The following is a 24,938-nucleotide window of genomic DNA, read 5'->3' as shown; positions in this document are numbered from 1 at the left end:
CAGATTTTCATATGGATGATTGAAATTTAATGAACCAGCATATTATGAAAATCTTTTACCAAATATCCTTAATACTATTTGCCTATCTGTTGAGCTCTGGAGTGGCATTTTCGCAAAACTCAGGAATGCTGAGCGGACAGGTTGTGGACAACCAAGGAGAAGTGATGCCTTTTGCCAATATTTCCTTGTTGGAAGAGGAAACTGGAGAGCTTATTTCCGGGGTCGTATCTGACGACAATGGTAAGTTTTCAATGGAAGTAAATTCAAATGAAGGCATGGCCGTATTGAATGTTTCCACCATAGGATTTAAAACCTATCATTCCGATCCTTTTAAGTTAAGAAAGGGAATGAATAAAAATTTCGGAGTGATCCAATTGGAGGAGGAAGCCACTTCTCTGGATGAAGTAGAAGTAAGAAGTAGCCGTCCAGAAGTGATCATAGAAGCAGACCGAACTGTCGTAAATATTGAAGGTACTGTTATGGCAGAAGGCAGCAATGCCCTTGAGGTATTGGGGAGATCTCCGGGAGTTTATGTAGATGGTGACGGCAACATTAACCTTAATGGCCGTTCAGGTGTTATCGTACTTCTAGATGACAGACAAACTTATATGAGTGCCACTGAGTTGGCTGATTTTTTAAGGGCAATGCCAGCTGATAATATTAAAAGTATAGAAGTGATCAATAACCCTCCTGCCAAATATGATGCAGAGGGATCTGCAGGCGTACTAAATATCAAGCTAAAAAAGAATGATTACAATGGCACCAATGGAAGTATCCAAGCAGGCAACTATTATAATGGCCGAAACGCTCCTTTTGCCGGAGCAACTCTCAATATAAAGCGAGGAAAATGGACTACAAACAGTAGCTTAAATTACAGCTCCTGGGTACGTGATATTGACCTGGACATTGTACGTAGGTTTCAATTGGATGAAGGTGAATCAGTATTCGACCAAGATGCCCTTTTAGGACTTGGAGGCAAGAGCATCTATTTCACAGGAGGAGCAGATTATCAGATCAGCACACAACATTCAGTGGGAATAAACCTTCAGGCCTCTGATTATAACGGATACAATGATGGCAATTCGTTGACCGATATTTCCAACCCTGACAATAGTGACACAAATCACCTAAGCGCACTAAATGATGCTGAAAATGATAATAGGAGGTTTTTCGGAAACTTCCATTATATAGGCAATCTGGACACTTTAGGAACCAAGCTAAGTGCTGATATTGACTACACTGCCGTAGACGGAGGCTCCATCAGTTTATTGACCAATGATTATTGGGTCAATGATGACTTTGATGATGGTACTATGGATAGAATCCTGACCGATAATATGATGAATTATAACATCTTCACTGCCAAAATAGACTTCACCAAACCTTTGAGCGAAAAAACCAAGCTGGAAGCGGGATTAAAGGGAAGTTGGGTAGAATCGGATAATGTCCTAGAGATCTCCAGAAGTCAAGAAGAAGGCCCTTTCGAACCAGATCCTAATAGCAACCATTTTATTTATAATGAGAATGTATTGGCTGCCTATACCTCTCTGAAAGCCCCTTTAAGTGAAAAATTAGACTTTCAGGCAGGTTTGAGACTTGAGTATTCAGATATCACAGGTAATTCTGTCACCCTAAACGAAGTGAATAAACAGGAATATGTAAATCTATTCCCAAGTGCATACCTACAACATAAAATCTCAGATAATTATCAAATCACCTATAATATTAATCGAAGAATTACCAGGCCAAATTATAGATTGTTAAACCCATTTGTATTTTATGTAGACCCCTTAACTACTGAACAGGGAAATCCAAACCTAAAACCCCAATACGCCAATAATTTTGAGATGAGCCATGTCATTAAGGGAGCTTATCAATTTACATTGGCCTATTCTAGAACTACCAATGCTTTTGGTCAGGTCCTTTCTCAGGATGAAGAGACCAGAAAAACCTTTATACAGGTTCAGAATTTTGACAAATCGGAGGATTTGGGATTGAGGATGATGATTCCAGTCGAAATAGCTGAATGGTACAGCACCAGTAATATGATACAGCTTTATTATAAAACATATCAATCTCAACTAGGGGATGATTTCCTGGATGTTTCTCAGTTCTCATATACTGCCAGAACACAACATAATATCACCTTGCCTAAAGGGTTTAAAGTCGAATTGGTAGGTATGTACATTAGCCCATTTCTTGAAGGACAGTTGGATGCCCAAGGTTTTGGCTGGGTAGATGCGGGTATTACCAAAACATTCAAGGATGATAAGTTTGCAGTCACCGTAAACGGCAATGATCTCTTTAGAACGGCTGGCTTCAGGGGAAAAGTAAACTTTGGAGATATCAACACTGACATTAGACAGTACAATAGCCAGCAATCCATTCGATTGACCTTAAGGTGGAAATTCTCTAAAGGCGAAAACTTTAAAGTTTCCAACAGAAGCGGTAGTACAGAAGAAAGAAACCGACTTGATTAAAGTAGTTTCCTGCAATCTCAGACATAAACGGATCAATACGTCATCGATAAAAAAGACTTTATTTTGGTTTAACAGCAAAAAAGTAACCTCTCCTGGAGGTTATTTTTTTTTGTAAAAAATAAAAATGGCACAGCATAAAAACACTGTGCCAACTATTGATTTGCTTATCGATTTTCATTTATTTGAAATGGTAAAGGAACACCAATTTCCCGGTAAACGCAGGTTTCTTTTGGTCCTTGATCTCCAACTTTATTTCCATTTCTGTCTTCACCGTTCCTCTCAAATTGGTGATATTGGCCAATTTGGCATGTAACCTTACTTCACTGTCCACCACAACAGGCTGAGCGAAACGCAAAGATTCAATCCCATAGTTTACCAACATTTTTAGGTTATTCACTTGAACAATTTGTTCCCATAAAAATGGCACCAATGAAAGTGTCAAATATCCATGAGCAATGGTATTTCCAAATGCTCCTTCAGCCTTAGCCTTCTCAGGATCAGTATGGATCCACTGGTGGTCTAGCGTGGCATCAGCGAATTTATTGATTTGATCCTGTGTGATTTTATGATAATCAGAAATGCCTAATGGTTGACCGATATGTTTTTCGAATTCTTCGAAACTGTTAATTACAAGTTGACTCATTGGGTATGAATATATAAAGTTTTAAAAGGCGAATATACATAAAAGCCTAGATAAAGGAAATTATCTGCTTGTGCGCTTTTTACCCCCGATTTTCTAAGTTTTATCTGCGTTTTTTTGGTGATTCCTATTGATTTAATGAAAAAAAATACTTGTTTTAAAGCTTTAATTAGTTTTTAATTTCAATAATCCCATACATTTAAAATGATAAACCTTTTTAAATGGGCGATTTTAGCTTGCTTATTTTCTTTTTTAATTTTTGAAAATACAGTTTTTGCCCAATCGGAAAAAGAAATAAACCTGTTTAACTCCATCGTTGAAAAAGAACTGAACCTTGAGCTGAATAGTGACTATGAGGTTCTCCAGCGAGTAAAGAAAAAGGTGACAATTCTCAATAAAGACGGTTTAAATGATGGCTTGATAACCATCTATTACAACGACCTCATATCCATTGAGGATTTTAATGGAATTGTCCGGGATAAATCTTCAGGCAAAACCATTGACAAATTAAGATTAAAGGACCTCAATGACATTTCTTTAATCTCTGATTATTCCGTTTTTGAGGATAGCAGATTGAAATATTATGAATTGAATGCAGGGAAATTTCCAGTCGAAATAGAATTTGAATATACTACGAAAAAGAAAGGGAATGTGAACTTCCCAACTTGGGTACCTAGTGGACCAGCTAAGCAGTTTGTCAGAAAAGCAACACTTAATTTGTCCTATCCAGAAAGCTTGGGAATTCGATATATGGTTCAAAACATAGACCAAGAAGCCAAAGTCCAGAAATCAGAGGGAAATGTTGCCCTTCACTGGGAGCTTGAGAATCTGCTTACACTTTCAGAAGAGAAGCCAGATGAAGACAGCTTGGCCATGGTTAAAATTGCCCCTAAAGCATTTTCCATGGAGGGATATGCCTCCAATCTTGAAACATGGAATGGTCTAGGGGAGTGGATTTATCAGCTCAACCAAGAAAAAGACATACTATCACCAGAAGCCAAATCAAAGGTTAATGAACTGACAGCAGGTGTGGAAACTGATTTAGAAAAAATCAAAGTGCTCTACCGTTATATGCAGGAAAATTACCGCTATGTAAGTATACAACTGGGCTTGGGAGGACTTATGCCGATGTCTGCTTCCGCAGTATTCGAAGCGAAATATGGAGATTGTAAAGCGCTAAGCATGTTTATGAATGCCATGCTTAAAGCATCAGGAATCAAGGCCAATTATACACTGGTAAAAGCAGGCAGCGATGAAAAGGATATAGATGTAGATTTCCCCTCTAATCAGTTCAATCACGTTATTTTACAGGTTCCTATGGAACAGGATACTGTTTGGCTGGAATGTACATCCAACACTTTACCAGCTGGCTTTTTAGGAGACTTTACCATGAACAGACATGTATTGGTGATCAACGAACAAGGAGGGAACATTGTAAAAACCCCCGATTACCAATCCCCTGCCTTTAATCGAATCAAAAATTTCTCCCAAATAGAATTACTGAATCAGGGAAGTGCCAAGATCAAACAAACCAAAGAAATGACGGGCTTGGCTGCCCAAACTTATATGCATGCAAAACAAATTCTCAATGAAAAGGAATTGCAAAAGCATCTTTATAAGGACCTTGATTTTAGCGGAGCCCATATTGAAAATTATGACTTAAATATCAATACTGATCAACTGGTACCTCAAGCGGTTTTAAGTCATGAAACGTATCTACAGCAATTTTACAAAAGCACCAGTAAGCGAATGATTATCCAGCCCAAGTACCAATCTATAAATTCTGGAGATATTCTAAACCGGAATTTGCATTGGGAAGAAAACATCGAGATATCTAGCCCTGAGGAATTGACGCTGGAACAGGGAGAAACCGACATCAACTTGACCGAAGACTATTTTGATTATAAAAAGCTACAAGTTTTTGAAGATAATCTTTTGAAAATCTCAAGGGTGGTAGAACTCCATTTTCCAAAAGAGGTCACTGACGAGACCATCAGCAATACCCTTAAGCAAATAGAGAAACTAGATGATCAACCTATATTTTTAAAGAGATGATGCACCATAAACACCAACTTAAAACCGCCATTATGTCAATGGCCATTTTGTTTTTGTCACCAATTATTTCAATCGCTCAAGACCAATCGATAAAGTTAGGCAAGTATAGTCAGCAAGAATTGGAAATGACAACATGTGATTTTGAACCGGAAGCAACTGCCATTGTTTTGGGAGAACAGGGAGTGAGCTTTTTTGCAGGTAATCGGTTAATCACTGAAATAAAGAGAAGAATCAAAGTTTTTGATAGCAAAGCCAGTGATTATGGAGATGTATCCATTACTTATTATGCCGGAGAAAATAATGTCGAAAATATTACTGGAATCAAGGCACAAGTGATGAACCTTATTAATGGTAAAGAAGAAATCTCCAAACTGTCCAAGAAGGATTTTTTCGAAACCGAATTGGGAAATGGGGTAAAAGAAATCCGATTTACCTTTCCCAATGTCAAAGAAGGATCTATCATAGAATATGAATACAATCATACTTACGAAAACATCACTTACCTGGATGGTTGGCGGTTCCAAAATGAAATCCCAACAGTTTTTTCAAAATATAAAATCCAAATTCCTGAATATTTGGACTACCGATTTTTAGGTCAAGGGGAACATTTTATTGTAGCCAATCAAAAAAGAGCCAGCATCAATGGAGACACGGAATGGACATTGACCAATCTTAAATCTACCCAACCTGAGCCCTATATGAACAATTATATGGACTATCTGGACAAAATTGAATTTCAGCTGGCTGGATACAAGGACGGGAGTAATCATGGGATATATAAATCTGTTCTTAGCGATTGGCAAAAGCTTGCTGATGAAATATATTACATTGATAATTTCAAGTCCTATTTCAAGAATAATGGGACTTTCAAAGATCTAGCTGAAAAAGAAATCGAAGGCGAAACCCCAAAAGAGAAAGCTGAATTCATCTATGAACTGATCAAAAAAGAATACACACTTAATGATGAATCGGGATTTATTCCAGATCAAAGCATTAAGAAATTGGTAGACGGGAAGGTTGGAAGCAAAACAGAGTTAAACTTACTTTTAATCGCCATGCTTAGAGCAAATGGCATTGACGCCGATCCTATATTGATCAGTAGTAAAGGGAATGGACGATCTTATTTGGTACAATTCCCCTTTGTAAGACAGTTTAACAGACTTATAGTAAAAGCCAATATTGATGAGAAAGAAATCTTTCTGGATACTTCAAATGAACATGTACCATTCGGTTATTTGCCTTTAGCATACCATGTAGATGAAGGTTTTTTGCTTAAAGAAGAAGATAGTCATTTGGTTAAAATCAACCTGGATCACAAGTCCGGAATAAAACAAATGATTAATATTTCACTAATTGAAGATTCGATTCAGTTTACTCATACAGTGCGATACATGGATTATGATGCCATACAGTTTATGGAGCAACATAACGATATAGATGAAGAAACGCTTGCAAGCATGTTGGAGAATGAGGATGCCAGTGTCCTTGATCTCCACATAAATGACCTTGATAGGAACAACAATCAAATTGAAAGCACTTTTTTGGTAAACATGCCATTTGAACAGTCCTCAGACTTGCTGTTGATCAATCCAATAATGATTTCAAGACATGATAAAAATCCCTTTAAGATAGATGAAAGAGTATTTCCAGTTGATTTTAACTATATTTTCAAAGACAACTATATAGCAAATATTCACATACCTGAAGGTTATGAACTGGATGATTATCCAGAGTCAATATCCATGGCTATGCCTGGTGGTTTAGCCAAATTCATGTATATTCCTCAGGAGGATACAAATAGAAACATGCTCACAATAAATATTCGTTTCGACTTAAAAAGTGAAATGGTCCAACCTTCAATTTATCCGGAATTAAAGGCATTTATGGAGTTCATGGTCAATAAAATTCAAGAACCCGTGGTACTCAAAAAGATCTCTTCATGACCTACTAAGAAAAAAGCAGCTTTGTTAAAATAAAGCTGCTTTTTTCTTAAATAATGAAATTCTTGAATCCTAGAATTATTTAGCAAGCGTCACCTTGATGGCTTTGCGCTTAATTTTTTGGTTTTTGGAAGCCTCTATCGCCTGTTTATATTTATCCCTGCTTACCGCCACATAGGAAAAGAAATCCTTTACCTCAATGAGCCCAAGGTCTTCCTTGCTCAAAAAGTCAAACTGTAGGAAAAATCCTACCAAGTCTATTTTATTGACCTTATGTTTCTTCCCTTTATTGATATGCAAAGTGGCAAATGCTGGCCGGGCCTTTTCATTTGGTCCCTCCAAAATCAATTCCTCTGGCTTAAATCCAAGGTATTTGGGTAAATAATCGCTTTCAGCCATTAGCAAGACACTGGTTCCAGTTGATTTCATCCTTGCGGTCCTACCATTGCGGTGAACAAAGGTGGTTTCCTGAGGGGGAATCTGAAAATGAACCACATAATCCAAATCTGGAATATCAATGCCTCTGGATGCAATATCTGTCGCAATCAAGACCTGTGCACTGCCATTTCTAAACTTTGTTAGTTGGGATTCTCTTTCGTCTTGCTCAAGACCACCCCTGAAAAGGGAATAGATGACTTGATGTTGATCCAAAAACTCCCCGATTCGATCACAGGCATCTCTGTGATTGGCAAAAATGATCACATTTTGCCCCACCTTAAGGCTTTGTATCAGTTTTAACAGTCCCTCCAGTTTTTCTCCTTTGGGCGCGACAAGCTGCTTAACTGTTATATCAGGCTTTTTATCTCCCTCAGATGCTACCGTAAAATGCTCATCAAAATCCAAATAATAGGGCAGTTCAATCGCATTGGTAGCTGAAACCAGGATTTTATTTTTCACTTGGTACAATTGCCCAGTGATATACCGCATTTGTCCCGTAAAGCCCAATTCCAGGGATTTGTCAAATTCATCAAAAACCAGTTCAGAGACATTTTCAGGATTAAACGTTCCACGCTCCAAATGGTCCTTGATACGCCCTGGAGTCCCAACCAAAATTGTTGGGGGCACAGAGAAATTCTTCCTTTCTATACTAAAAAGATGCCCTCCATAACAAGCATTTACTTTGACAGGTAGTTTCATCTGTTTCAGGACACTTTCAATTTGTAGCACCAGCTCTCTGGTAGGTGCCAAAATCAGGGCCTGAACACCCTCCCTTTTCTGAAGCTTCGGAAGAATACTCAAAAGATAGGCCAAGGTCTTTCCACTTCCTGTTGGAGCCAACAACATTATATTTTGATGCTTTTTAGCCGCTTCAAGAGTTGCTTCCTGCATCTCATTCAATGATGAGATACCAAGATTTTCCAGAATTGCTTTTTGATTTGTGCTTGAAAGTGTCATGGGGCAAAGGTAATTCAAGTATCTTTATAAATTAGTAAAATATGTCTATTCAATGGAAGAACAACCAAATAATCCTATGCATGGGGTTAAACTTGAGCAAATTGTCACTGTTTTGGTAAAATATTACGGCTGGGAAAACCTGGGCGAAAAAGTGCGAATAAATTGTTTTATCAATGACCCTAGCATTAAAAGCAGCCTGAAATTTTTAAGAAGGACGCCTTGGGCCAGGGAAAAAGTAGAAGCATTATACCTTGAGCTCCTGAAAAAGAGATAGCAGCATCCTACAGTTAGGATATCTCATAAGAGTATTAAAAAGCAAGTTTTATCCCATTGATAACCATGCCCGTGCCAATAATAGCCAGGATCAGCCCCATTAATTTCCCGATTACTTCGATAAAGTTTTTGCCCACTTTTTTAACAATTTTCTCAGCGGCTGAAAAGGTTAAATAGGTGATAAAAACCATCAGACCAAATATCAGGATAACGATCAGAATTTTAACATAATCCGCATTGGTCACATAGTTCATGGCAGTGACAATGGTTCCTGGCCCAGCCAAAATCGGAATGGCCAAGGGTGATATGGCTACACTATCATCAAAATCCTGCTCCTTTGGTCCATGAATTTTTGATTTCCGAGATTGTAACATTTCAAAACCCACAAAAAATATTAATATCCCTCCTGTGATTTTGAAGGCAGGGATGGTCAACCCAAAGAGTTCAAAAATAAATTTACCTAAAATTACAAAAGCAAGCACAATGATAAAAGCAGTCAAAGTAGCTGTTTTCGCAATTTTACGTTTGTCATCCTCACTTTCCCCATCCACCATTCCCAGAAATATGGGCGTGTTTGCAATGGGATTCATGATTGCAAAAAAGCCTGTGAATACCGATAAAGCAAAAGTGAATAAGTTTTCTGACATGTGTATCAGGCTTAAAAATGAATGATATAAGAGCAAACGACTGGCCGATCAATTTAAACATTTCAAACATTTTTTGCTTCGAACCCTAGTGATTTTTTGTTTTTTTAATTCCATGGATAAATAAAATGAACAACAGCTATTAACCGCTATCATTTTTCACCACATAAAACCATAGTAATCAATATATTGTGTCCGGTATTTAGTATATTAATTAGGTATTAACCTCTTTTCTTCATCATGCCCAAATCAGCGCCTAAACTAAAATATGTTGGAATCAACAGGGAGATAGAGCTTCAGGAAGACTTTGAAAATATACTTGAAGTTTCTATTGCCAATAAAATTCCTCATTTACATGAATGTGGTGGAAACGGAAGGTGTACCACTTGTAGAATTAGGGTGATCGATGGGATGCAACATCTATCCCCTCCTGACCATTGGGAGCAAAAAGTTTCAAGAATCCGGAACTGGGACCCTTCCATCAGGTTGGCCTGCCAAGCCAAGGTCCATGGAGATGCAACTATTCAGCGCTTGGTTTGGACCAGTGCAGAAATCAGCAAACTGCAGTTAGAAACTTTGCCTGAAGATGTTGGGGAGGAGCGGTCTTTGGCGATTTTATTTTGCGATATGCGGGACTTTACGTCCATTGCTTCCCAACATACCAATTTTGACCTTGCCCATATGTTAAACCGCTTTTTCACCATTCTGGGAGATCCCATTTTGATGAATGACGGGATTATCTACCAATATGCAGGTGATGAAATTATCGGTCTTTTTGGCACAGGAGGTGGTGATACGGATAAAATATGTTTGGATGCATTAAGGGCGGGATTGGGTATGCTCTATGCAGTGGAACGGTTAAACAAAATGGAACTGAAGGATTTTTCTACTGTTTTTCAGGTGGGAATAGGAATCCATTTTGGACATGCGTTTGTAGGGAATTTAGGTCATCCCAAACATAAGCAGTTTACCGTTTTGGGAGACCCAGTAAATGTCGCCAGCAGGATCCAAAACCAAAATAAGGAACTGGGCACTAAGCTGTTGGTATCAAAGGTGTTTATGGAAAATCTGCCTAAAAACACGGTCAAAATCGGCAAGACCACCAAGGTAAGTTTAAAAGGCAAACAAGAGGAATTTGAGCTTTTTGAGATGAGGGGCTTTGCCCATTTTGACACCAACCTGGAAGTACAGGCTTCATTGGACCTATTGCTAAAAAATGAAGACGGTTTTGCCCAACGTTTTTATGATAAACTGTTTATCAAAGCCCCAAGTGTTCAACAGCTGTTCAAAAAAAACATGCTTGAGCAGGGCCGGATGCTTACCCATATGCTGAGTGGAATAATTTATTCACTGAGCCGCCCTGAACATTTGAAAATGGGCCTCCACAAATTGGGAAAACAACATATTCGTTATGGAGTAAAAAAGGAATATTATCCAATTCTCCGGGAAGTGATGCTGGAGGCCATTAAAGAAGAACTTGGTGAATCGCATAATGAGAACATTCAAAAGGCCTGGGAAAATGCCATTGATATGGTAACAGCCTTAATGAAAGAAAGCTATGATTAAGCGGCATTCCTCAAAACCATAGCTTTCCAAATGATTAGCTGACAATCTTTTTAAGCTCACTGAAGGCATTAGTGAACAATTGGTCAATAAAGTCTCCTACTTTTTTAACATTGAAATCCATATCAAAATCATAAGGCTTCCCTAATAAATTTAATTTCAAATCAGCCTTAAATAGGTCTCCTTTTTCTATAGCTTTAAGACTTCCGCTAAAAGTAAATGATTTAACATCGATCAAATCGCCTGAATGTTGAGCGATATAGGCACTCAGCTTAAGCACTCCTTCACTACCTAATTTAGCTGCCTCAAGGGCTGCTTTTGCCTCATTGAAAGCAACAGCTTCAGATCCCGTCTCAACGATTTTTAATGCAGCCTTTGCTGCCTCCAAAGCTATATAAGCTTCAGTGGACCCTATATTATTCAAAGCTTTGCTGGCAGCACTTATAGCAATATTCGCTGCTGTTTTCGCCGCACTTAGGGACTTCAATGCTGCTTGCCAAGCTGTATAATCCCCTCCATTCTTCACGGCGGAAAGTGTAGCTTTTGCGCTTTCAAAAGCGGTATAGTTCACCCCAGTTTTGGCCACATTCAAGGCTGTCTTGGCAGCTTGGAAGGCCGTATAATTAGCCCCAGTCTTTGCTATGTTCAAGGCCTGCTTAGCTGCTTCAAAAGCCGTATAGTCCGCTCCATACTGAATACCCTCCAGAACTTTTTCTGCTGCTTCCAAGGCCAACTTGGCCGCATAATATGCGGGCTTTGAATACCAATGATCAAGAGATTTAACCTTCTTCTTGGCACTTTCTACAGCCCTTTTGGCTGAACCTATACTGTTGTTATATTTTTTTTCGGCAGTATTGACCGATTTTTGCGCCTGCGAGATACCATTATTATAGGTTCTTTGGGCAGCATCCAAAGACTTTTGAGCAGCATTTACACCATTATCATATTTCTTTTCAGCAGCATTGACAGCATTTTGGGCATCGGTAAATGCCTTATCATAACTGGCTTTGGCAGCATTTACTTTCTGCTGGGCAGCATTTATGGAAGTACTACCATCTGATTTTGCCTGTTTGAGCGCACCGGTTAATTTCTTCAATTCAGCATCTGCGGCCGCCTGGGCTTTGGTCAATTTGTCTTCAGCATTATTATAAACAGCCTTATAAGCCTTTTCTGCATTATCAACCTTTTTTTCAGCGGCATCAATACTGGATTCCGTTTGACTCAGTGCCTGATTGATCTTTGCCTCCACTGTGGTTTTCAAATAATCTGTGATATGATTATTCATAGCTCCAGACAGGGCAAAATCCAATGATTCAGGATCAGTCAATTCTCCAGAACTATTTCCTTGGATTTCAAACTGCAGGGCTTTTGTGAAATCCTGCTCGAATTTAAATGAAATGCCTTGATCAGAAATACTGGCAAAAAGCCCCTCTTCAATGCCCAAAAAGGAAAAGCAACCATCAATTGAAGCAGCTTGCTTCTCGGGGCTGATTTCCAAAGTGAAGCTGGCGTCTTTTCCCTTCTCTCCACTGATCTTCAAAGGCCCGAAGCTAAGTTTATCGATATGTCCTGCCCCTTCAATTCCCGAATCTGAAATCCTGGTATATATGGAGATTTCTTCGCCAGCAATCACTATATCTCCTGAGAAGCTGAATCCCGGCTGATAAGTAATGGTACCGATAGTCCCTCCAGCAGGTGCACAATAGAGTTTTAAGGTTTTGATATCAAAGAAATCAGGAATGTGCTGCACCTTGATATTGAATAGTTGAGCGGCAAAGCTTAATAATTGGGCTGGATCCAGATTATCCAGCTCTCCGGACAAAATTTCTTCCGTGGGATTTTCAGAAATGGCCACCGCCATATTTACCGTGGTATCGGCAATTTCCAAACCACCTGCAATTCCAAATTCTGAAGGTATTCCTGTACTAACAAATTGCTCATAAATTATCCCCAATTGCACGGCTAGTGCTGGACCGATTTTAACACCTTGAATACCAAATGGATCTTTCCAATAATTCTTCATGGTCACAGCCCCCTTCGCTTCCAATTCATCCAATGAAATGGACATATCAAAATGTAAAGGCGTATCTTGGTTAGGAATGCTGATATCCATACCAAAAACAGCTACCAAAGCAGGTTCAGGAAGCAAATTGATTTGAAGCTTCATAGGGTCACAGGTAACTGAATGTCCCAGATTCAAACGTGTGTCAGGCATATCAATAATGATATCCGTAACACTTCCAAAATGTGCTGCCAGTTCCAATCCGATATGCTTCGTCCCAGTTAAGTCCGATAGCCCAGGAATTTCTTCCAAGATACCCATGAGTTGCAATCCAGCTTGCACATCAAAATCAAAACCTTCATTTTTGGTTTGGCATGCAGCAGAGGCATAGATAAACCCAAGCTTAGAAAAGCTGAGTTTGTTGATAAATGTCCCTTGGGCGCTCGGGAATATTTTGGAGAAAGTAAAACTCTGGGCATCAACGATTGCATAGAGCACAGTGGTGAAAGTAGTATTCTTTTCAAAATAAACACCGCAGTCCAAGGTCAGTCCTTCGATGGTTGCTTCCCCTTTTATTTCAAACTTGGCGGGCTTTTGCAAAGTCTTTTTATACAGCTGAAAATCCAAATCGGTTTTTTTCAGGCCCACTGGACCAAACTTCAGCTCTCCTAACTCTCCGTCAAAAACAATCCCATTGGTAGAGATATTCGCTGTAGTCTGGAAACTATATCCATGCACCTTGACCTGGCTTGATAATGCAAGCCCCAGAGGAATGGATTTTCCCTCAATAGTACAATCAGCATTTGCCATAGAAAGGTGGCTATTATTGAAAGCCACATCAAAATCGGGTGTACCAAGGCCTGCAGGTGAAATTTCATTGAAGAGACCAGTCAATACTTCCAAGGAGAATGTATTGGCATCAGCCACCAATCCTACAGCAGCTTCCGAAATTAATCCAGCAAAATCAAATGTTGTGCTTCCTACTAAAAGTGAGGCATTAAGGTCAAAGGCTACATTGGTACCTAAGATCCCATGTACATTTACTTTTTCCAAGCTCAGATTTTCAATGCCAAAAACACCTTTCAACTGTTGTGCTGAGGCATTTAAAATTAATGTTTTATTGGATAGTTGAACATGAAGTTCTAAGGCCCCAGTAGATTTGTCAGTAAGGCTATCTACATCAAAATCTCCGGTAAGTTGAGGACTGATATTCCAACTGTCACCTGATTTGTTAAGGTCAAGTTCAAAAAAAGCTTTGCTTAGTGTTACTCCCTGGCAAACTGCTTTGAAGAAAGGGACTGTACAAGTAAAAACAGCATTTGTAGCTTGGATAGGCTCCTGAAGATTGGTACTCGAAGTGCTTATTTGGGCACTTAGTAAAATGCTCTCATCTGTACCAAGGTACTCCTTGAAAACTGATAAAGCACCATCCATTCGAAGTTTCCCTGAGAAGGATACCTTATTATCACTAAGAGAAAGCTGAACATCATCAAAAATAAAATTGTCAATATCAGGGCAATTTAAATCTGCAAAAAGATCAGAAAGTTTAAAATTGTTGCTGATAGACATCGGTGAGGATACGGCAAGTGTTTCCATAGGTGTGGTTGTTTGGTGAGAAAAGAATTAACTTGGTGAATGCGGTAAAAACTGATAGATAGAAAAAATCTATTTTTAAAAAGATGTAGTTTTCAATTACAAAGTAGCTAAAAGTGAAGGGCTTTACTAGTAAAAGCTGAAGTTTATAGAATGTCATAAAACGAAAAAAGCAGCCAAGATTACTTGGCTGCTTAGAATAAATCAATGATTTTCTGCTTGAGGCCTTGGTCTCCTCTTCATTACTAAGCTGTCTGCAGGATACTTATCCTTAAGCATGGCCATTTGTGATTTGGCCCAGTTCATCAAAGTGCTTTTTTCATCGGGACTTAAGTTAGCTTCACTATGCAGTCCAAGTGCCGTATAGGATTTTAGAGGCATCTCACCCTCTTCAACTACCTCAATGACCTCTTCCAATTTGTGGTTTTGTCTGGCCAATGGCAAGTTGGTAAAGTCGTCAAAATTCAAATGTCTTTTGCCATCTTTAATATGGCCATCCAACCACCAAGCTACCGGTTGGATATTTGAATACCAAGGGTATTCTGTGGCATTCGAATGGCAATCATTACAGGCCTTATTTAGTATGCCTTGTACATTTTCCGGGATGGCATAATCTTCACTCATAGGTGCAGGCTGGGCATTGGAAATGTTTTTTTCCGGCTTGATAAACTGAATAATAACGAGGCCTGCTAAAAGCCCTAAAAGAATTTTCTTGATCATTTTATTAAAGATTTGTGATTACTCGGATTTATAAACCCATAAATATAGATAAACGAAAAGTCAATTGGTAAACTATAGGTGCATTTATTTAGATCAATTTTAAGAACGGCTAAATCTTTCTTTGGGAGTGAATAAATGCCAGTTATCATATCTTTACAAAGGTCTTGTTTTTATACATATACCATAAAAGCCAATACAAAATCCCAAATCCCCCAATGGATGTGAGCACTCCATAATAATCACCTACAAACTTTTCCAGACCGAATAGGACGAAGCCAGCGATTTTAGGAAAACTGATTATATGTGAGAGGACATAAGCCGTAATGGCATTCATCCCAATTACTTTCAAAGGAAATGCCCATTTGCTGATTCCCCTAACATCTATGATCCAATAGAACAAAGACAACAAAAGATAACATACTCCAGAGGAGGCCAGCACAAACGAGCTTGTCCAAAGTTTTTTTACTATAGGATGCCAAATTCCCCATATAAGCCCTATCGTCAAGAAAACTATACCTGCTATGGCTAATATCTGGCTAACTTTTATTCTTGGCATATTGGACTTTATCAATTCTCCAGCAAATAAGCCCGATAAGGTGGTCGCCACAAAACCAAAGCCACTGAGTAGCCAGGTATATTGGGTTCCATCATCAAATCTTCCTAATATCAAATGATCAAAATATAGGGCATAACTCCGATCCGGAAGTAAAGAACTTCGGCCAATTTCAGGAACCGTAGGTAGGCTTAGTATCAAAGCATAGATTACTAGACAGCCAATGAAGAGAGAGTACCTAACCTTCTTTTTAAGATGTATATAAGCTAGACTAGAGAAAATATAACCAACTGCAATTGCCTGTAAGGTATTACTGAAAACATGGAACCTGTTCAGGTCCAGTTCCAAAAGATTTCCTTGAACTATCCAACCCAGAATAAAAAGGATCACAAATCTTTTGATGAGTTTCTTATAAATAGAGGATCTACTGTTATTTTCCTGAAACCTCTCCGAAAGCGAAAAAGGAATAACAGCTCCAACCACAAAAAGGAATAGCGGCATAACTATATCGTAAAAGGTGGACCCAAACCATTCAGGATGTTCGAATTGCCTGGCCAGGAATTCAGTAAACGGACTGCCTACTCCTCTGTGAAGAGAATAAAAAAATCGGTCCGCAAAAATAATAATCAACATATCAAAGCCCCTTAAGGCATCAATGGACTGTATCCGATTCGAAGTCTCTATCTTTCCATTCAAAACAACTTTCTTTTGTAGTGATTACACAGTAAATATTCTTGATCTTTCTGAAAATAAGAATTAAAATTCTGTCAATATACAGAATAGGAAAGTGTTTTTCAAAATGTACTTTTGTGTAAGGAATAGAACTGAGACAATATCCTTCATGACTGATCCACTTTACTCTAAATAGAAATGAATCAACGAGTAAAACAAAAGAAGTCACTTATCGATAACCCGCTATTTGATAATTGAAGCACTTAGTTCAATATCGGCTGTTGACCAAGCCTTTTCAAAAGCCTTTTCGCTTATATCTAAGTTATTTTCATCGCCAAGCTTAGCATAAGCTATACTAAGCCCCTTTAATGCCCAGCCATTTTTAGGAAAAAGTAAGAGGTCCTCATTATAGGTAATGACCGCATCTTGGTAATTCCCAGCTTCCAACTGTACAGCGCCTAAATGGTGCCTAACGGAAAAAAACCAATCCGGTGGTTCGTTATAACTTAAGCTATCCTCAATTTTTACAGCCTCTTCCAGCAAAGCAATACTCTCTTCAAAATTACTTTCACTTGCGAGAATTTCCGCTTTTAACACTCTTTCGGCGATTTGCAATAGTTCATGTACAGTGTTGATATCCCAGATGGTAATCTCTTTGAGTGATTCATCAGCCGCAATTTTTGAAAGCAAATCCAATTCATTTTTGGCCTGATCAATATTTCCTTTTCTCAAAAAAGCCATTCCTCTGGCGTAATGTAAAACTGCCTGAGGATAATCCAATTCAGACACTTTGTTTTCCATTTTTAGGATTTCATCCCATTTGCCAAACTTCACATATACATAAAAGGGGATAGAATAATAATGCTGAATAGTGCCCCAACCTGGTTCCTTCATCAATTGCAAATTGGCATTCTTAGCTACCTCATCAGCAGCATAAATTGCCCATTTACTGTTTCCTTCCAAGGTCGCCGTTCCTGCTAGAAAATGTTGGTTATGCGGAAAATAAGCCAATGGATAAGCTCCTTGTGCATTACAGGCAGCTACATAGGAGCTGTCCACCCTTATGGAATTAATATTGGCCACTGATCCCTTATGGTAGTCTCCTGTCCGGATATAAATATGGGCAGGCATATGCACCAAATGACCAGCATTAGGAACCAATCCTTCATCAAACAACTGAGCACTTCTATAACCTCTTTCAGGATTATTGGAAGACTCCACCACATGGATGTAAAAGTGGTTTGCACCAGGATGATCCGAATCTATTTCTATTACCTTTTCCAAAGTATTCAGGATGGGAGGGGTCCAGGGTTTCGCATTCCCTGATTTATCAAATAAATCCCATTTATGAAGGTTCATGAGAGATTCCGCATATAGTGCCCCGATATTGGCATCTTGAGGGTACTTTTTGAATAATGCTTCCATGGCTTGTGAATAGGCCACGTCCAAAGGATAACGATCCTCAGGAGGCTGCTCCACATACCTTTTCGCCATAGCAGCTATTAACTCCCTTTCTTTTTGGTCCCCCCCTTTTTCAGCTAAAGAAATGGCTTTTTGAATTGCTTCATAAGCCCTTTCATAATTATCGCTTTCCATGCCTGCATTATAATTTGGCCCCAATACATAGGCAAAGCCCCATTGTGCCATGGCACAGTTTGGATCAAGCTTGGAGGCATAGTAAAAAGAACGAGCTGCCTCTGCATGGTTAAATCCGTAGGACAATATTAAGCCTTGATCAAAATACTTTTGTGCCAAATCGCTATCGGTAGAAATAGGATAATGAAGATCACCAAGTCCTTCAAATAATGGGGCAACATTATCATCATTATACCAGTCTTTATCATTGGTGATAGGTGCACAAAGTACCGGGGAAGTGCTACTCACTTCAGTCTGCTTAACCTCCTTACTTTGGCAAGCAGCAGCAAGGAAGGCTAAAAATAATAATCCTCTTATACCTCTCATTTTTTTGTTGTGTGGGTTTGAAAATATGGCTAAAGGAGGTTTGTTTCTTTGGTGTTGATTATAAATACTAATTTAATATTTTTCGGGGAAACATACCCCCTACACACTGATTGTCAGATAATTGAGACAAGACAAAGATAAATAGCTTAAAAATAAGGGAGTGTCTCCCACTGATATACCCTGGCAACCAAATCGATGATCTCCTTCCTACTTTTATCACTTACCAACCAAAGGAGATTGTCATCTCGGCTACTATTAGTCAATAGTACAATACCATAACCTTTTTCCTTATGAGCAATAATGGTACTGATAAAGCCTACGTTTGCTCCTCCATGTCCAAAAAAATCTTCATTTAACATAAATCCGAGTCCATAGTTGGGAGATTCGGGAAATAGGAGCTGTTTCGTCTTGTCTTGGTTTAAAATTTTATTGGAACTGCTCTTAAGAGATAGCATGATTTCAAGAATAAATTTGCCAAGATCCTCTGCTGTGGACTTTAAACCACCTGCTGCTCCAGCTCCAAAACGCATTCTTTTAATCTTTATTAATTTCCCTTTATAGTGTGCACTGGCAATAGATGGATAATAGCTTTCCAAAGAGTCCTGTTGAAAAGTACTATTGCACATTTCTAATGGGCTAAAAACTATGTTTTTGACTAGCTGATCAAAAGGAACTTGACTAATATCTTCCAGTAGTTGTTGGATAATATAATATCCTCCCCCTGAATAAATGAAGGATTTTCCTGGTACCTGAATGACTTTTATTTTTTCGCTTTTTGAAGGTGGAATACCATTCAGTTCTTCAATTAGAGTGGGTAGAGTATCTTCTTTTGTATACCCCATATATCCATGTAGATTAATTCCACCTCTGTGACTTAACAGCTGTCGTATGCTTACTTGTGCAGAATCGGTAAATTGATTATCTGGAATTTTCCAACTTCTCAAAACTTTATTGGCAGGCGTGTCAATGGAGATGTTTTTTTTGTCTAGGATCTTTAAGGCAGTAAATGCTGTCAAAGGCTTACTAATGGAGGCTACATCAAAAAGTGTTTCTGCAGTAACTGCCCTTGGTTCTTCAGCATCTGTTATTCCAAAGCCCTTAGCCCATTTTAGTTCATAATTATCGATTACCGCAATACTTGCTCCTTTTACATTATACCTATTGAGGATGTAATTTATCCCTTCATCTATTTGCTCCGGCTTGCTTAATGAATTCAGATATCGGTGATGATCCTTATTTTGTATATAAAAGTATAAGACAGCAACTCCAGCAAAAATTAGAACCATCAATAGGAATAATAATATTTTGCGGACCATAAAGAAGAATTAATCTGTTTAGTTATACCATTACTTTATAATTTAACAATATTTGAATCCGAATCTTAATCGACCTTCAGCTAAAATATCATAATAGTTCATCAGAGCGTTCTGAACCAAAACGGTCTATTGCTATTAAGATTTAACCAAATTGCTTTTGATGTAAGGATTGATTTTTATCAATTCTCTAGAAAACCCCATCTTATCTTTAGGCGATATCACTAAATAACCATTTTTCCCATAAGCAATTTCAATCCTGTCCAATGAGGGTGCAGGTGAAGAAATCAAATTGTTCGTTTTAGAAATAGACCTGATCTTGTCAATATCATACCATTTATTAATAATGAACCCACACTTGACCTTCAGTATTCCACTTTCCGTAATGACATAGGAAGTGGAGCAATTGAGGTAAATGCAAAAAACAAAAATGACAGTAATGATTCCGCTTAATAATATGATAGCCTCAGTGGGAGCTTCTTTATATACTAAATACCCAGTTATCAACGCAAAAGGAAGCGTCAATAGAACAATCATCTCATATCCGAATTTTGACTTAAAGGTCTTCATTTCTTGATATTGTGGTTTACTACCTAGCATACAGCTTGTTCAGGGGTTTTGGGCTATTATAAACAATAAGATGGTTTTAATATGCAAAAAAATGATGAATATACAATATTTGTGTTTCGTTTTATTTTTAAATACACTCATTGACAAATATAAGTAGTTCATCAACTATCGCTGTGTTATTTTTTCCAATGGCAATCCCTCTTAAAGTCAGGAGTAAGGTCTTTAGGAATACAATTACAAGTATTATAAATAGAAAATAAAGCCAAAGCTGATGCGCATAGCATCCCTGGACTTTTTATTTTTTAGAAACTGTTGATTGATGGTTCCTTCTCCATCCAGCATTTTGACGCCATAGTCCAGTTCAATGCCTACCGTCATGCGTTCGTATGGATCGTACATCATATTGAGTATTCCATAGTAATGTTCGTGCTTGAGTCGGCCATTAAGATAGACATCGGAAATTTCAAGGTTAGGTAGAAGGATATACCTAGAAGCTTCTTTTATGTTAAAATTGGTGTAGCCTATTACAGCATTTGCATGAACTTTAGGGGTGATGAAATATTCATAACTGGACCAGCCACCAAAAACAGGAGTAGCAGAGAAATCCCCTTCCATATTAGGATAGCCATCATAGCCTTGCCCGGCAATACTGGTCATAAACGCAGTAATACCCTTACCTGCAACTAACTGGAATTGCAGATTGTCTCTGGATTCCAAAGGGCTATAAAGCCCAGAAAAGCTAAATCCATATCCCATAAAACTATCCTCTTCACCCTGTAAAGAATAGCGGATATGTCTTAAAACCGAGGAAAGCCTAAGATGTCCCCAAGGTTCTATATAGCGCATGGCAGCAGTTAAGTCAGGTGTAAATTGGTCGGTTTCCTTCACAAAAGGCTCAAGGTCTTTAAAGGGATTGTAGTCATTGAGAGGGGCTTCTAAGCTGATTTCATAAATATACCTTTTGTCATTAAGGGTATTTTTATATTTGATATGGGGTATCCTCAGCCAAACTCCAGAGGGAGGCCCTTCCCATTCCATAATATTGGGCCAAATCTTTTCATCGCCGAAGTTGTGCCAGTTCTGACCAATTTGCCAATGATCCGTTTCCACATAGGCTTTTCTCAACCTGATCACTCCATTCCCACCCCAAAAGTCGGACTCCACTACAGCCTTGATCTGTTTTCCATTGGACGTGATCAGATCGGTTTCGAATATCAACTGTGTCTGATACATATCTATATGGAGGCTTGCCTTATCATCAGTTCCAAAGACATTGATCAATCCCACATTGAAAGTCTCATTATCCTGTAAACCTCCAAAAAGATCGAGATAACCGTTTAGCTTGATATTAGCCCCGAAGCTGGATGTGAAGCGTGGTTTCCCCTGTAGACTGTCTTTGGCTTGTATAACAAAAAAACGATCTTGAGCTCGCGAATATTGATAGAAAAGCCCCAAGAAAAGAGTTACCAAAATGATTTTTTTCATGGTTAATGCGATGAAATGAAAATCAATAAGCGCAGCATACAAGATCAAGCCTGAGAATATTGTTGGCAAGAAACCCTTAGCTTTCCAATCAAAAGATAGTCATTGCATAAATCACTTTATATGTAGCATTTGCAATGTCTGCAAAATATCAAATCTGCTGTGGCATAAAGCAAGATTCCTTTACACAAAACTGGACAGAATCAATATAACCAACTGAATTACAGTTGTTAAAATAAGAAAAAAATCACAGAAGAATGGACTTATATAGATCTAAAACCGAAAGGATAATCTTAACAAAAGAAAAATCTGGCCAGTAAGAAGAAAACCATCCCCGGATATTTATCGAGGATGGTTTTCATTATCAATGCGAAGCTTTTCTAAAAACAGTAAAAGATCCCAAAGTCCTCTATCTGCAAAATGTCCTTCTACTTGTTATAGGGCAAACCATCAATTTAAATCAGGATCATCAAAATCATCCTCATCTGGGGCTCCCATATCAAACATGCTGCTAAATAAGTCTTTGAATTGCATGCCAGTATCCAAAAGCTTTTTACTTAGCTGACTATATTCTGCCAGTCCATGAAGAGCAAACTCCATATAAAACTCCTTTTCTTTTTCTGGTAGCGATTGTACAAAATCTGTCGTGATCTTTTCTAGTCCCGGAACTTGATGCAAAGCTTTCTTATATTCTTTATCATTTTGAGAGGCCAAAATATCCAGATGATTTCCTTCTCCAAACCAAGACAAAGGCAAAACATAAGGGTTTCCTTCTTTATCTTTCTTCTTTTGTTCTGGAGTAGGAAATTTAGATGCAAACAGGGTCCGAATGGCTTTGCCAATGAGATTATAAGCCACCAGTCCTGCTCCTTCCTGCTCGCCTTCATATACCAATTCTACCTTACCGGTGATAGCAGGAATAATACCGATCAAGTCTGCCACTCGGGTTACTGTATTACTTTCTCCATTAAGGTATAACCTTCTTTCAGCCGCGGAAATAAGGTTTTCATAAGCAGTAATGGTCAGCCTAGCGGAAACCCCGCTTTTTTCATCCACATATTCACTGTGCCTGGCCTCCACAGCTACCTGTTCTATTAGATCTCTCATTAGCTCTGGCACATGAATATGTTCAAGAGGCTTACCTTGAAGCTTAGCCTCTTGGCTCGTAATCTGCTTTCCAATCTCTATATTTTTTGGATAATGGGTAATGATCTGTGATTCTATACGGTCCTTTAACGGTGTGACTATACTACCCCTGTTGGTGTAATCCTCCGGATTGGCGGTAAAGACAAACTGAATATCCAAAGGAAGCCTAAGCTTAAATCCCCTGATCTGTATATCCCCTTCCTGCAGAATATTAAATAGGGCCACCTGTATCCTTGCCTGCAAATCAGGTAATTCATTGATCACAAATATTGAGCGGTGGGAACGTGGAACCAACCCGTAATGGATAACTCTTTCGTCGCTATAGGAAAGTTTCATGGTGGCTGCTTTAATAGGATCTACATCACCTATCAAATCAGCAACAGATACATCAGGAGTAGCCAGTTTCTCTGTATACCTTTCCTCACGATGCCACCAAGTTATGGGGGTATCATCTCCATTTTCTTTGATCAAGTCTTTGGCAAAGCTTGTCAAAGGCTGTAAAGGGTCATCATTAAGTTCCGAACCTGTGACCACAGGCACATATTCGTCCAGTAAAAGGGTCATCTGGCGGGCAATCTTGGTTTTTGCCTGTCCTCTCAAACCCAGAAAATTGATATTATGTCTGGACAATATTGCCCTTTCAATATCAGGGATAACCGTATCTTCATAGCCCCAAATCCCCTCAAACACATTCTCACTGGCTTTAATCTTACTGATCAGGTTTTGGCGGAGTTCTTCTTTTATTGACTGGGCCTGATAGCCCGCTGCCTTTAGTTCGCCCAGTGTTTTTATTTTCAATAAATCATTACTTGTCAATTGCTGATATGTCATGCTCAAAAGCGTTTTGTTCGGTTGCGTCTATAATCCTCAAAAATCAAGTGTCCCAATCCCTTAAGGCTACTATAGTAGGCATTGCCATTATTTACCTTGGTGAACTCCTGAACAAACTCCTTAAGATAAGGGTCCGAGGCAATCATGAAAGTAGTTACGGGGACTTTTAGTTTGCGGCATTGGGCAGCAAGCTTAAGGGTTTCATTTAAAATTTTGCTGTCAATACCAAAGCTATTTTTATAATATTTAATTCCTATTTTCAAGCAGGTGGGCTTCCCATCCGTGATCATAAAGATTTGCTTGTTGGGATTTTTTCTCCTTCTCAAAAGATCCATGGCCAGTTGTAATCCTGCCACGGTGTTAGTGTGGTAAGGACCTACTTGCAAATAGGGTAAGTCTTTGATGTCAATTTGCCAGGCATCATTCCCAAAAACAATGATGTCTAATGTATCCTTGGGATACCGTGTCTTGATCAGTTCGGCCAATGCCATAGCTACCTTTTTGGCAGGGGTTATTCTGTCCTCACCGTATAAGATCATAGAATGGGAAATATCGATCATCAATACTGTACTGGTTTGAGTTCGGTATTCATTTTCGGTTACCTCCAGATCATCTTCTGTAAGCAAAAAATCTCCTCCAAAGCCATGGTTGGCCTGTGCGTTTCTCAAAGAGTCTGTGAGAGCAATTTGTTCCAAATTATCTCCAAACTGAAAAGGCCTTCTGTCTGTACCTCGCTCTTCTCCCAAACCAGAATGAGTGGTGCGATGCTGCCCCCTGTTACCTCTTTTGAGTTTTCCGAAAATCTCTTCCAGTGCACTTTTTCTGATTTCCTGTTCTGACTTGCCCGTAATTTTAAATTCCCCCTTTTGGTTTTCCTCAGTCATATAGCCCTTGTCCTTGAGATCATCAATAAAATCTCCAATACCATAGGCAGGATTGGTGAGCCCATACCTGTTGTCCAGGTTGGTGAGCCAACTAAGTGCCTCTGCCACATCTCCTCCTGTCATAGTGACCAACTGAAGGAAAATTTCCAGGAGATTTTCAAAGGTACTTTTATTGGGGTCCTTGTTAGGGGTGTATTTCGTAAATCTAAATCCTTTCATA

17 protein-coding genes are annotated in these 24,938 nt (G+C 38.8%); 5 read left to right on the top strand and 12 right to left on the bottom strand.

Annotation, left to right across the window (positions count from 1 at the left end):
- Positions 1–44 precede the first annotated feature (44 nt).
- Positions 45–2,480: a TonB-dependent receptor domain-containing protein gene (locus KMW37_RS21215; RefSeq protein WP_215226652.1), complete on the top strand. Its 2,436-nt coding sequence runs from the start codon at positions 45–47 to the stop codon at positions 2,478–2,480.
- 178 nt (positions 2,481–2,658) lie between these two features.
- On the opposite strand, the gene KMW37_RS21210 is transcribed toward KMW37_RS21215, so the two are convergent.
- On the bottom strand, positions 2,659–3,123 hold the full coding sequence (locus tag KMW37_RS21210) for a MaoC family dehydratase (RefSeq protein ID WP_215226651.1): 465 nt from the start codon (positions 3,121–3,123) through the stop codon (positions 2,659–2,661).
- Between the two features lie 201 nt (positions 3,124–3,324).
- Here KMW37_RS21210 and KMW37_RS21205 point away from each other — a divergent pair, with 201 nt between their 5' ends.
- On the top strand, positions 3,325–5,175 hold the full coding sequence (locus KMW37_RS21205; RefSeq protein WP_215226650.1) for a DUF3857 domain-containing transglutaminase family protein: 1,851 nt from the start codon (positions 3,325–3,327) through the stop codon (positions 5,173–5,175).
- Positions 5,172–7,118, top strand: coding sequence for a DUF3857 domain-containing protein (locus KMW37_RS21200; protein ID WP_246581595.1), 1,947 nt, complete (start codon positions 5,172–5,174; stop codon positions 7,116–7,118). The genes KMW37_RS21205 and KMW37_RS21200 overlap by 4 nt, the downstream gene beginning before the upstream one ends.
- Positions 7,119–7,193: 75 nt before the next feature.
- On the opposite strand, the gene KMW37_RS21195 is transcribed toward KMW37_RS21200, so the two are convergent.
- Complete coding sequence (locus tag KMW37_RS21195; protein ID WP_215226649.1) at positions 7,194–8,510, bottom strand: DEAD/DEAH box helicase; 1,317 nt, start codon at positions 8,508–8,510, stop codon at positions 7,194–7,196.
- 52 nt (positions 8,511–8,562) lie between these two features.
- On the opposite strand from KMW37_RS21195, the gene KMW37_RS21190 reads away from it, so the two are divergent.
- Positions 8,563–8,784, top strand: coding sequence for a VF530 family protein (locus KMW37_RS21190; protein ID WP_215226648.1), 222 nt, complete (start codon positions 8,563–8,565; stop codon positions 8,782–8,784).
- A gap of 34 nt (positions 8,785–8,818) precedes the next feature.
- Here KMW37_RS21190 and KMW37_RS21185 read toward each other — a convergent pair whose 3' ends face one another.
- Positions 8,819–9,430, bottom strand: a complete 612-nt coding sequence (locus KMW37_RS21185) for a MarC family protein (protein WP_215226647.1) — start codon at positions 9,428–9,430, stop codon at positions 8,819–8,821.
- Positions 9,431–9,667: 237 nt separating this feature from the next.
- Between KMW37_RS21185 and KMW37_RS21180 the strand changes: the two genes are divergently transcribed.
- The gene (locus KMW37_RS21180) at positions 9,668–10,993 is read left to right on the top strand and encodes an adenylate/guanylate cyclase domain-containing protein (RefSeq protein ID WP_215226646.1); all 1,326 of its coding nucleotides are present in this window, start codon (positions 9,668–9,670) and stop codon (positions 10,991–10,993) included.
- 34 nt (positions 10,994–11,027) lie between these two features.
- Here the strand turns inward: KMW37_RS21180 and KMW37_RS21175 are convergent, their stop codons facing one another.
- The 9 genes from KMW37_RS21175 to KMW37_RS21135 all read right to left on the bottom strand — a co-directional run bounded on the left by KMW37_RS21175 (position 11,028) and on the right by KMW37_RS21135 (position 24,937).
- Positions 11,028–14,588 carry an HlyD family secretion protein gene (locus KMW37_RS21175; RefSeq protein WP_215226645.1) on the bottom strand — a complete coding sequence of 1,187 codons (3,561 nt, stop codon included), beginning with the start codon at positions 14,586–14,588 and terminating at the stop codon, positions 11,028–11,030.
- Positions 14,589–14,789: 201 nt separating this feature from the next.
- Positions 14,790–15,305 (bottom strand): heme-binding domain-containing protein, encoded by a 516-nt coding sequence (locus KMW37_RS21170; RefSeq protein WP_215226644.1) that lies wholly within the window; start codon positions 15,303–15,305, stop codon positions 14,790–14,792.
- Between the two features lie 145 nt (positions 15,306–15,450).
- A complete protein-coding gene (locus KMW37_RS21165) occupies positions 15,451–16,554 on the bottom strand; it encodes an acyltransferase family protein (protein ID WP_215226643.1) in 1,104 nt (367 codons plus the stop codon).
- A gap of 219 nt (positions 16,555–16,773) precedes the next feature.
- Positions 16,774–18,492, bottom strand: coding sequence for a tetratricopeptide repeat protein (locus KMW37_RS21160; RefSeq protein WP_246581594.1), 1,719 nt, complete (start codon positions 18,490–18,492; stop codon positions 16,774–16,776).
- Positions 18,493–18,638: 146 nt separating this feature from the next.
- A complete protein-coding gene (locus KMW37_RS21155) occupies positions 18,639–19,808 on the bottom strand; it encodes a serine hydrolase domain-containing protein (RefSeq protein WP_215226642.1) in 1,170 nt (389 codons plus the stop codon).
- A gap of 135 nt (positions 19,809–19,943) precedes the next feature.
- Positions 19,944–20,405: a PH domain-containing protein gene (locus tag KMW37_RS21150; RefSeq protein ID WP_215226641.1), complete on the bottom strand. Its 462-nt coding sequence runs from the start codon at positions 20,403–20,405 to the stop codon at positions 19,944–19,946.
- A 213-nt stretch (positions 20,406–20,618) separates the two neighbouring features.
- Positions 20,619–21,860, bottom strand: a complete 1,242-nt coding sequence (locus tag KMW37_RS21145; protein WP_215226640.1) for a hypothetical protein — start codon at positions 21,858–21,860, stop codon at positions 20,619–20,621.
- Positions 21,861–22,307: 447 nt separating this feature from the next.
- Positions 22,308–23,834: a P-loop NTPase family protein gene (locus KMW37_RS21140; RefSeq protein WP_215226639.1), complete on the bottom strand. Its 1,527-nt coding sequence runs from the start codon at positions 23,832–23,834 to the stop codon at positions 22,308–22,310.
- Positions 23,835–23,836: 2 nt separating this feature from the next.
- Positions 23,837–24,937, bottom strand: coding sequence for a vWA domain-containing protein (locus KMW37_RS21135; protein ID WP_215226638.1), 1,101 nt, complete (start codon positions 24,935–24,937; stop codon positions 23,837–23,839).
- Between the last annotated feature and the right edge of the window lies 1 nt (position 24,938).

The organism is Echinicola shivajiensis (assembly GCF_018642165.1).
GTDB lineage: Bacteria > Bacteroidota > Bacteroidia > Cytophagales > Cyclobacteriaceae > Echinicola > Echinicola shivajiensis.
This window is presented reverse-complemented; position numbering and strand designations above follow the sequence as displayed.

Coding starts and splice junctions, on each gene's coding strand:
- KMW37_RS21215 (WP_215226652.1), top strand. CDS start 45: ATGAAAATCTTTTACCAAATATCCTTAATACTATTTGCCTATCTGTTG.
- KMW37_RS21210 (WP_215226651.1), bottom strand. CDS start 3,123: ATGAGTCAACTTGTAATTAACAGTTTCGAAGAATTCGAAAAACATATC.
- KMW37_RS21205 (WP_215226650.1), top strand. CDS start 3,325: ATGATAAACCTTTTTAAATGGGCGATTTTAGCTTGCTTATTTTCTTTT.
- KMW37_RS21200 (WP_246581595.1), top strand. CDS start 5,172: ATGATGCACCATAAACACCAACTTAAAACCGCCATTATGTCAATGGCC.
- KMW37_RS21195 (WP_215226649.1), bottom strand. CDS start 8,510: ATGACACTTTCAAGCACAAATCAAAAAGCAATTCTGGAAAATCTTGGT.
- KMW37_RS21190 (WP_215226648.1), top strand. CDS start 8,563: ATGGAAGAACAACCAAATAATCCTATGCATGGGGTTAAACTTGAGCAA.
- KMW37_RS21185 (WP_215226647.1), bottom strand. CDS start 9,430: ATGTCAGAAAACTTATTCACTTTTGCTTTATCGGTATTCACAGGCTTT.
- KMW37_RS21180 (WP_215226646.1), top strand. CDS start 9,668: ATGCCCAAATCAGCGCCTAAACTAAAATATGTTGGAATCAACAGGGAG.
- KMW37_RS21175 (WP_215226645.1), bottom strand. CDS start 14,588: ATGGAAACACTTGCCGTATCCTCACCGATGTCTATCAGCAACAATTTT.
- KMW37_RS21170 (WP_215226644.1), bottom strand. CDS start 15,305: ATGATCAAGAAAATTCTTTTAGGGCTTTTAGCAGGCCTCGTTATTATT.
- KMW37_RS21160 (WP_246581594.1), bottom strand. CDS start 18,492: ATGAGAGGTATAAGAGGATTATTATTTTTAGCCTTCCTTGCTGCTGCT.
- KMW37_RS21155 (WP_215226642.1), bottom strand. CDS start 19,808: ATGGTCCGCAAAATATTATTATTCCTATTGATGGTTCTAATTTTTGCT.
- KMW37_RS21150 (WP_215226641.1), bottom strand. CDS start 20,405: ATGCTAGGTAGTAAACCACAATATCAAGAAATGAAGACCTTTAAGTCA.
- KMW37_RS21145 (WP_215226640.1), bottom strand. CDS start 21,860: ATGAAAAAAATCATTTTGGTAACTCTTTTCTTGGGGCTTTTCTATCAA.
- KMW37_RS21140 (WP_215226639.1), bottom strand. CDS start 23,834: ATGACATATCAGCAATTGACAAGTAATGATTTATTGAAAATAAAAACA.
- KMW37_RS21135 (WP_215226638.1), bottom strand. CDS start 24,937: ATGAAAGGATTTAGATTTACGAAATACACCCCTAACAAGGACCCCAAT.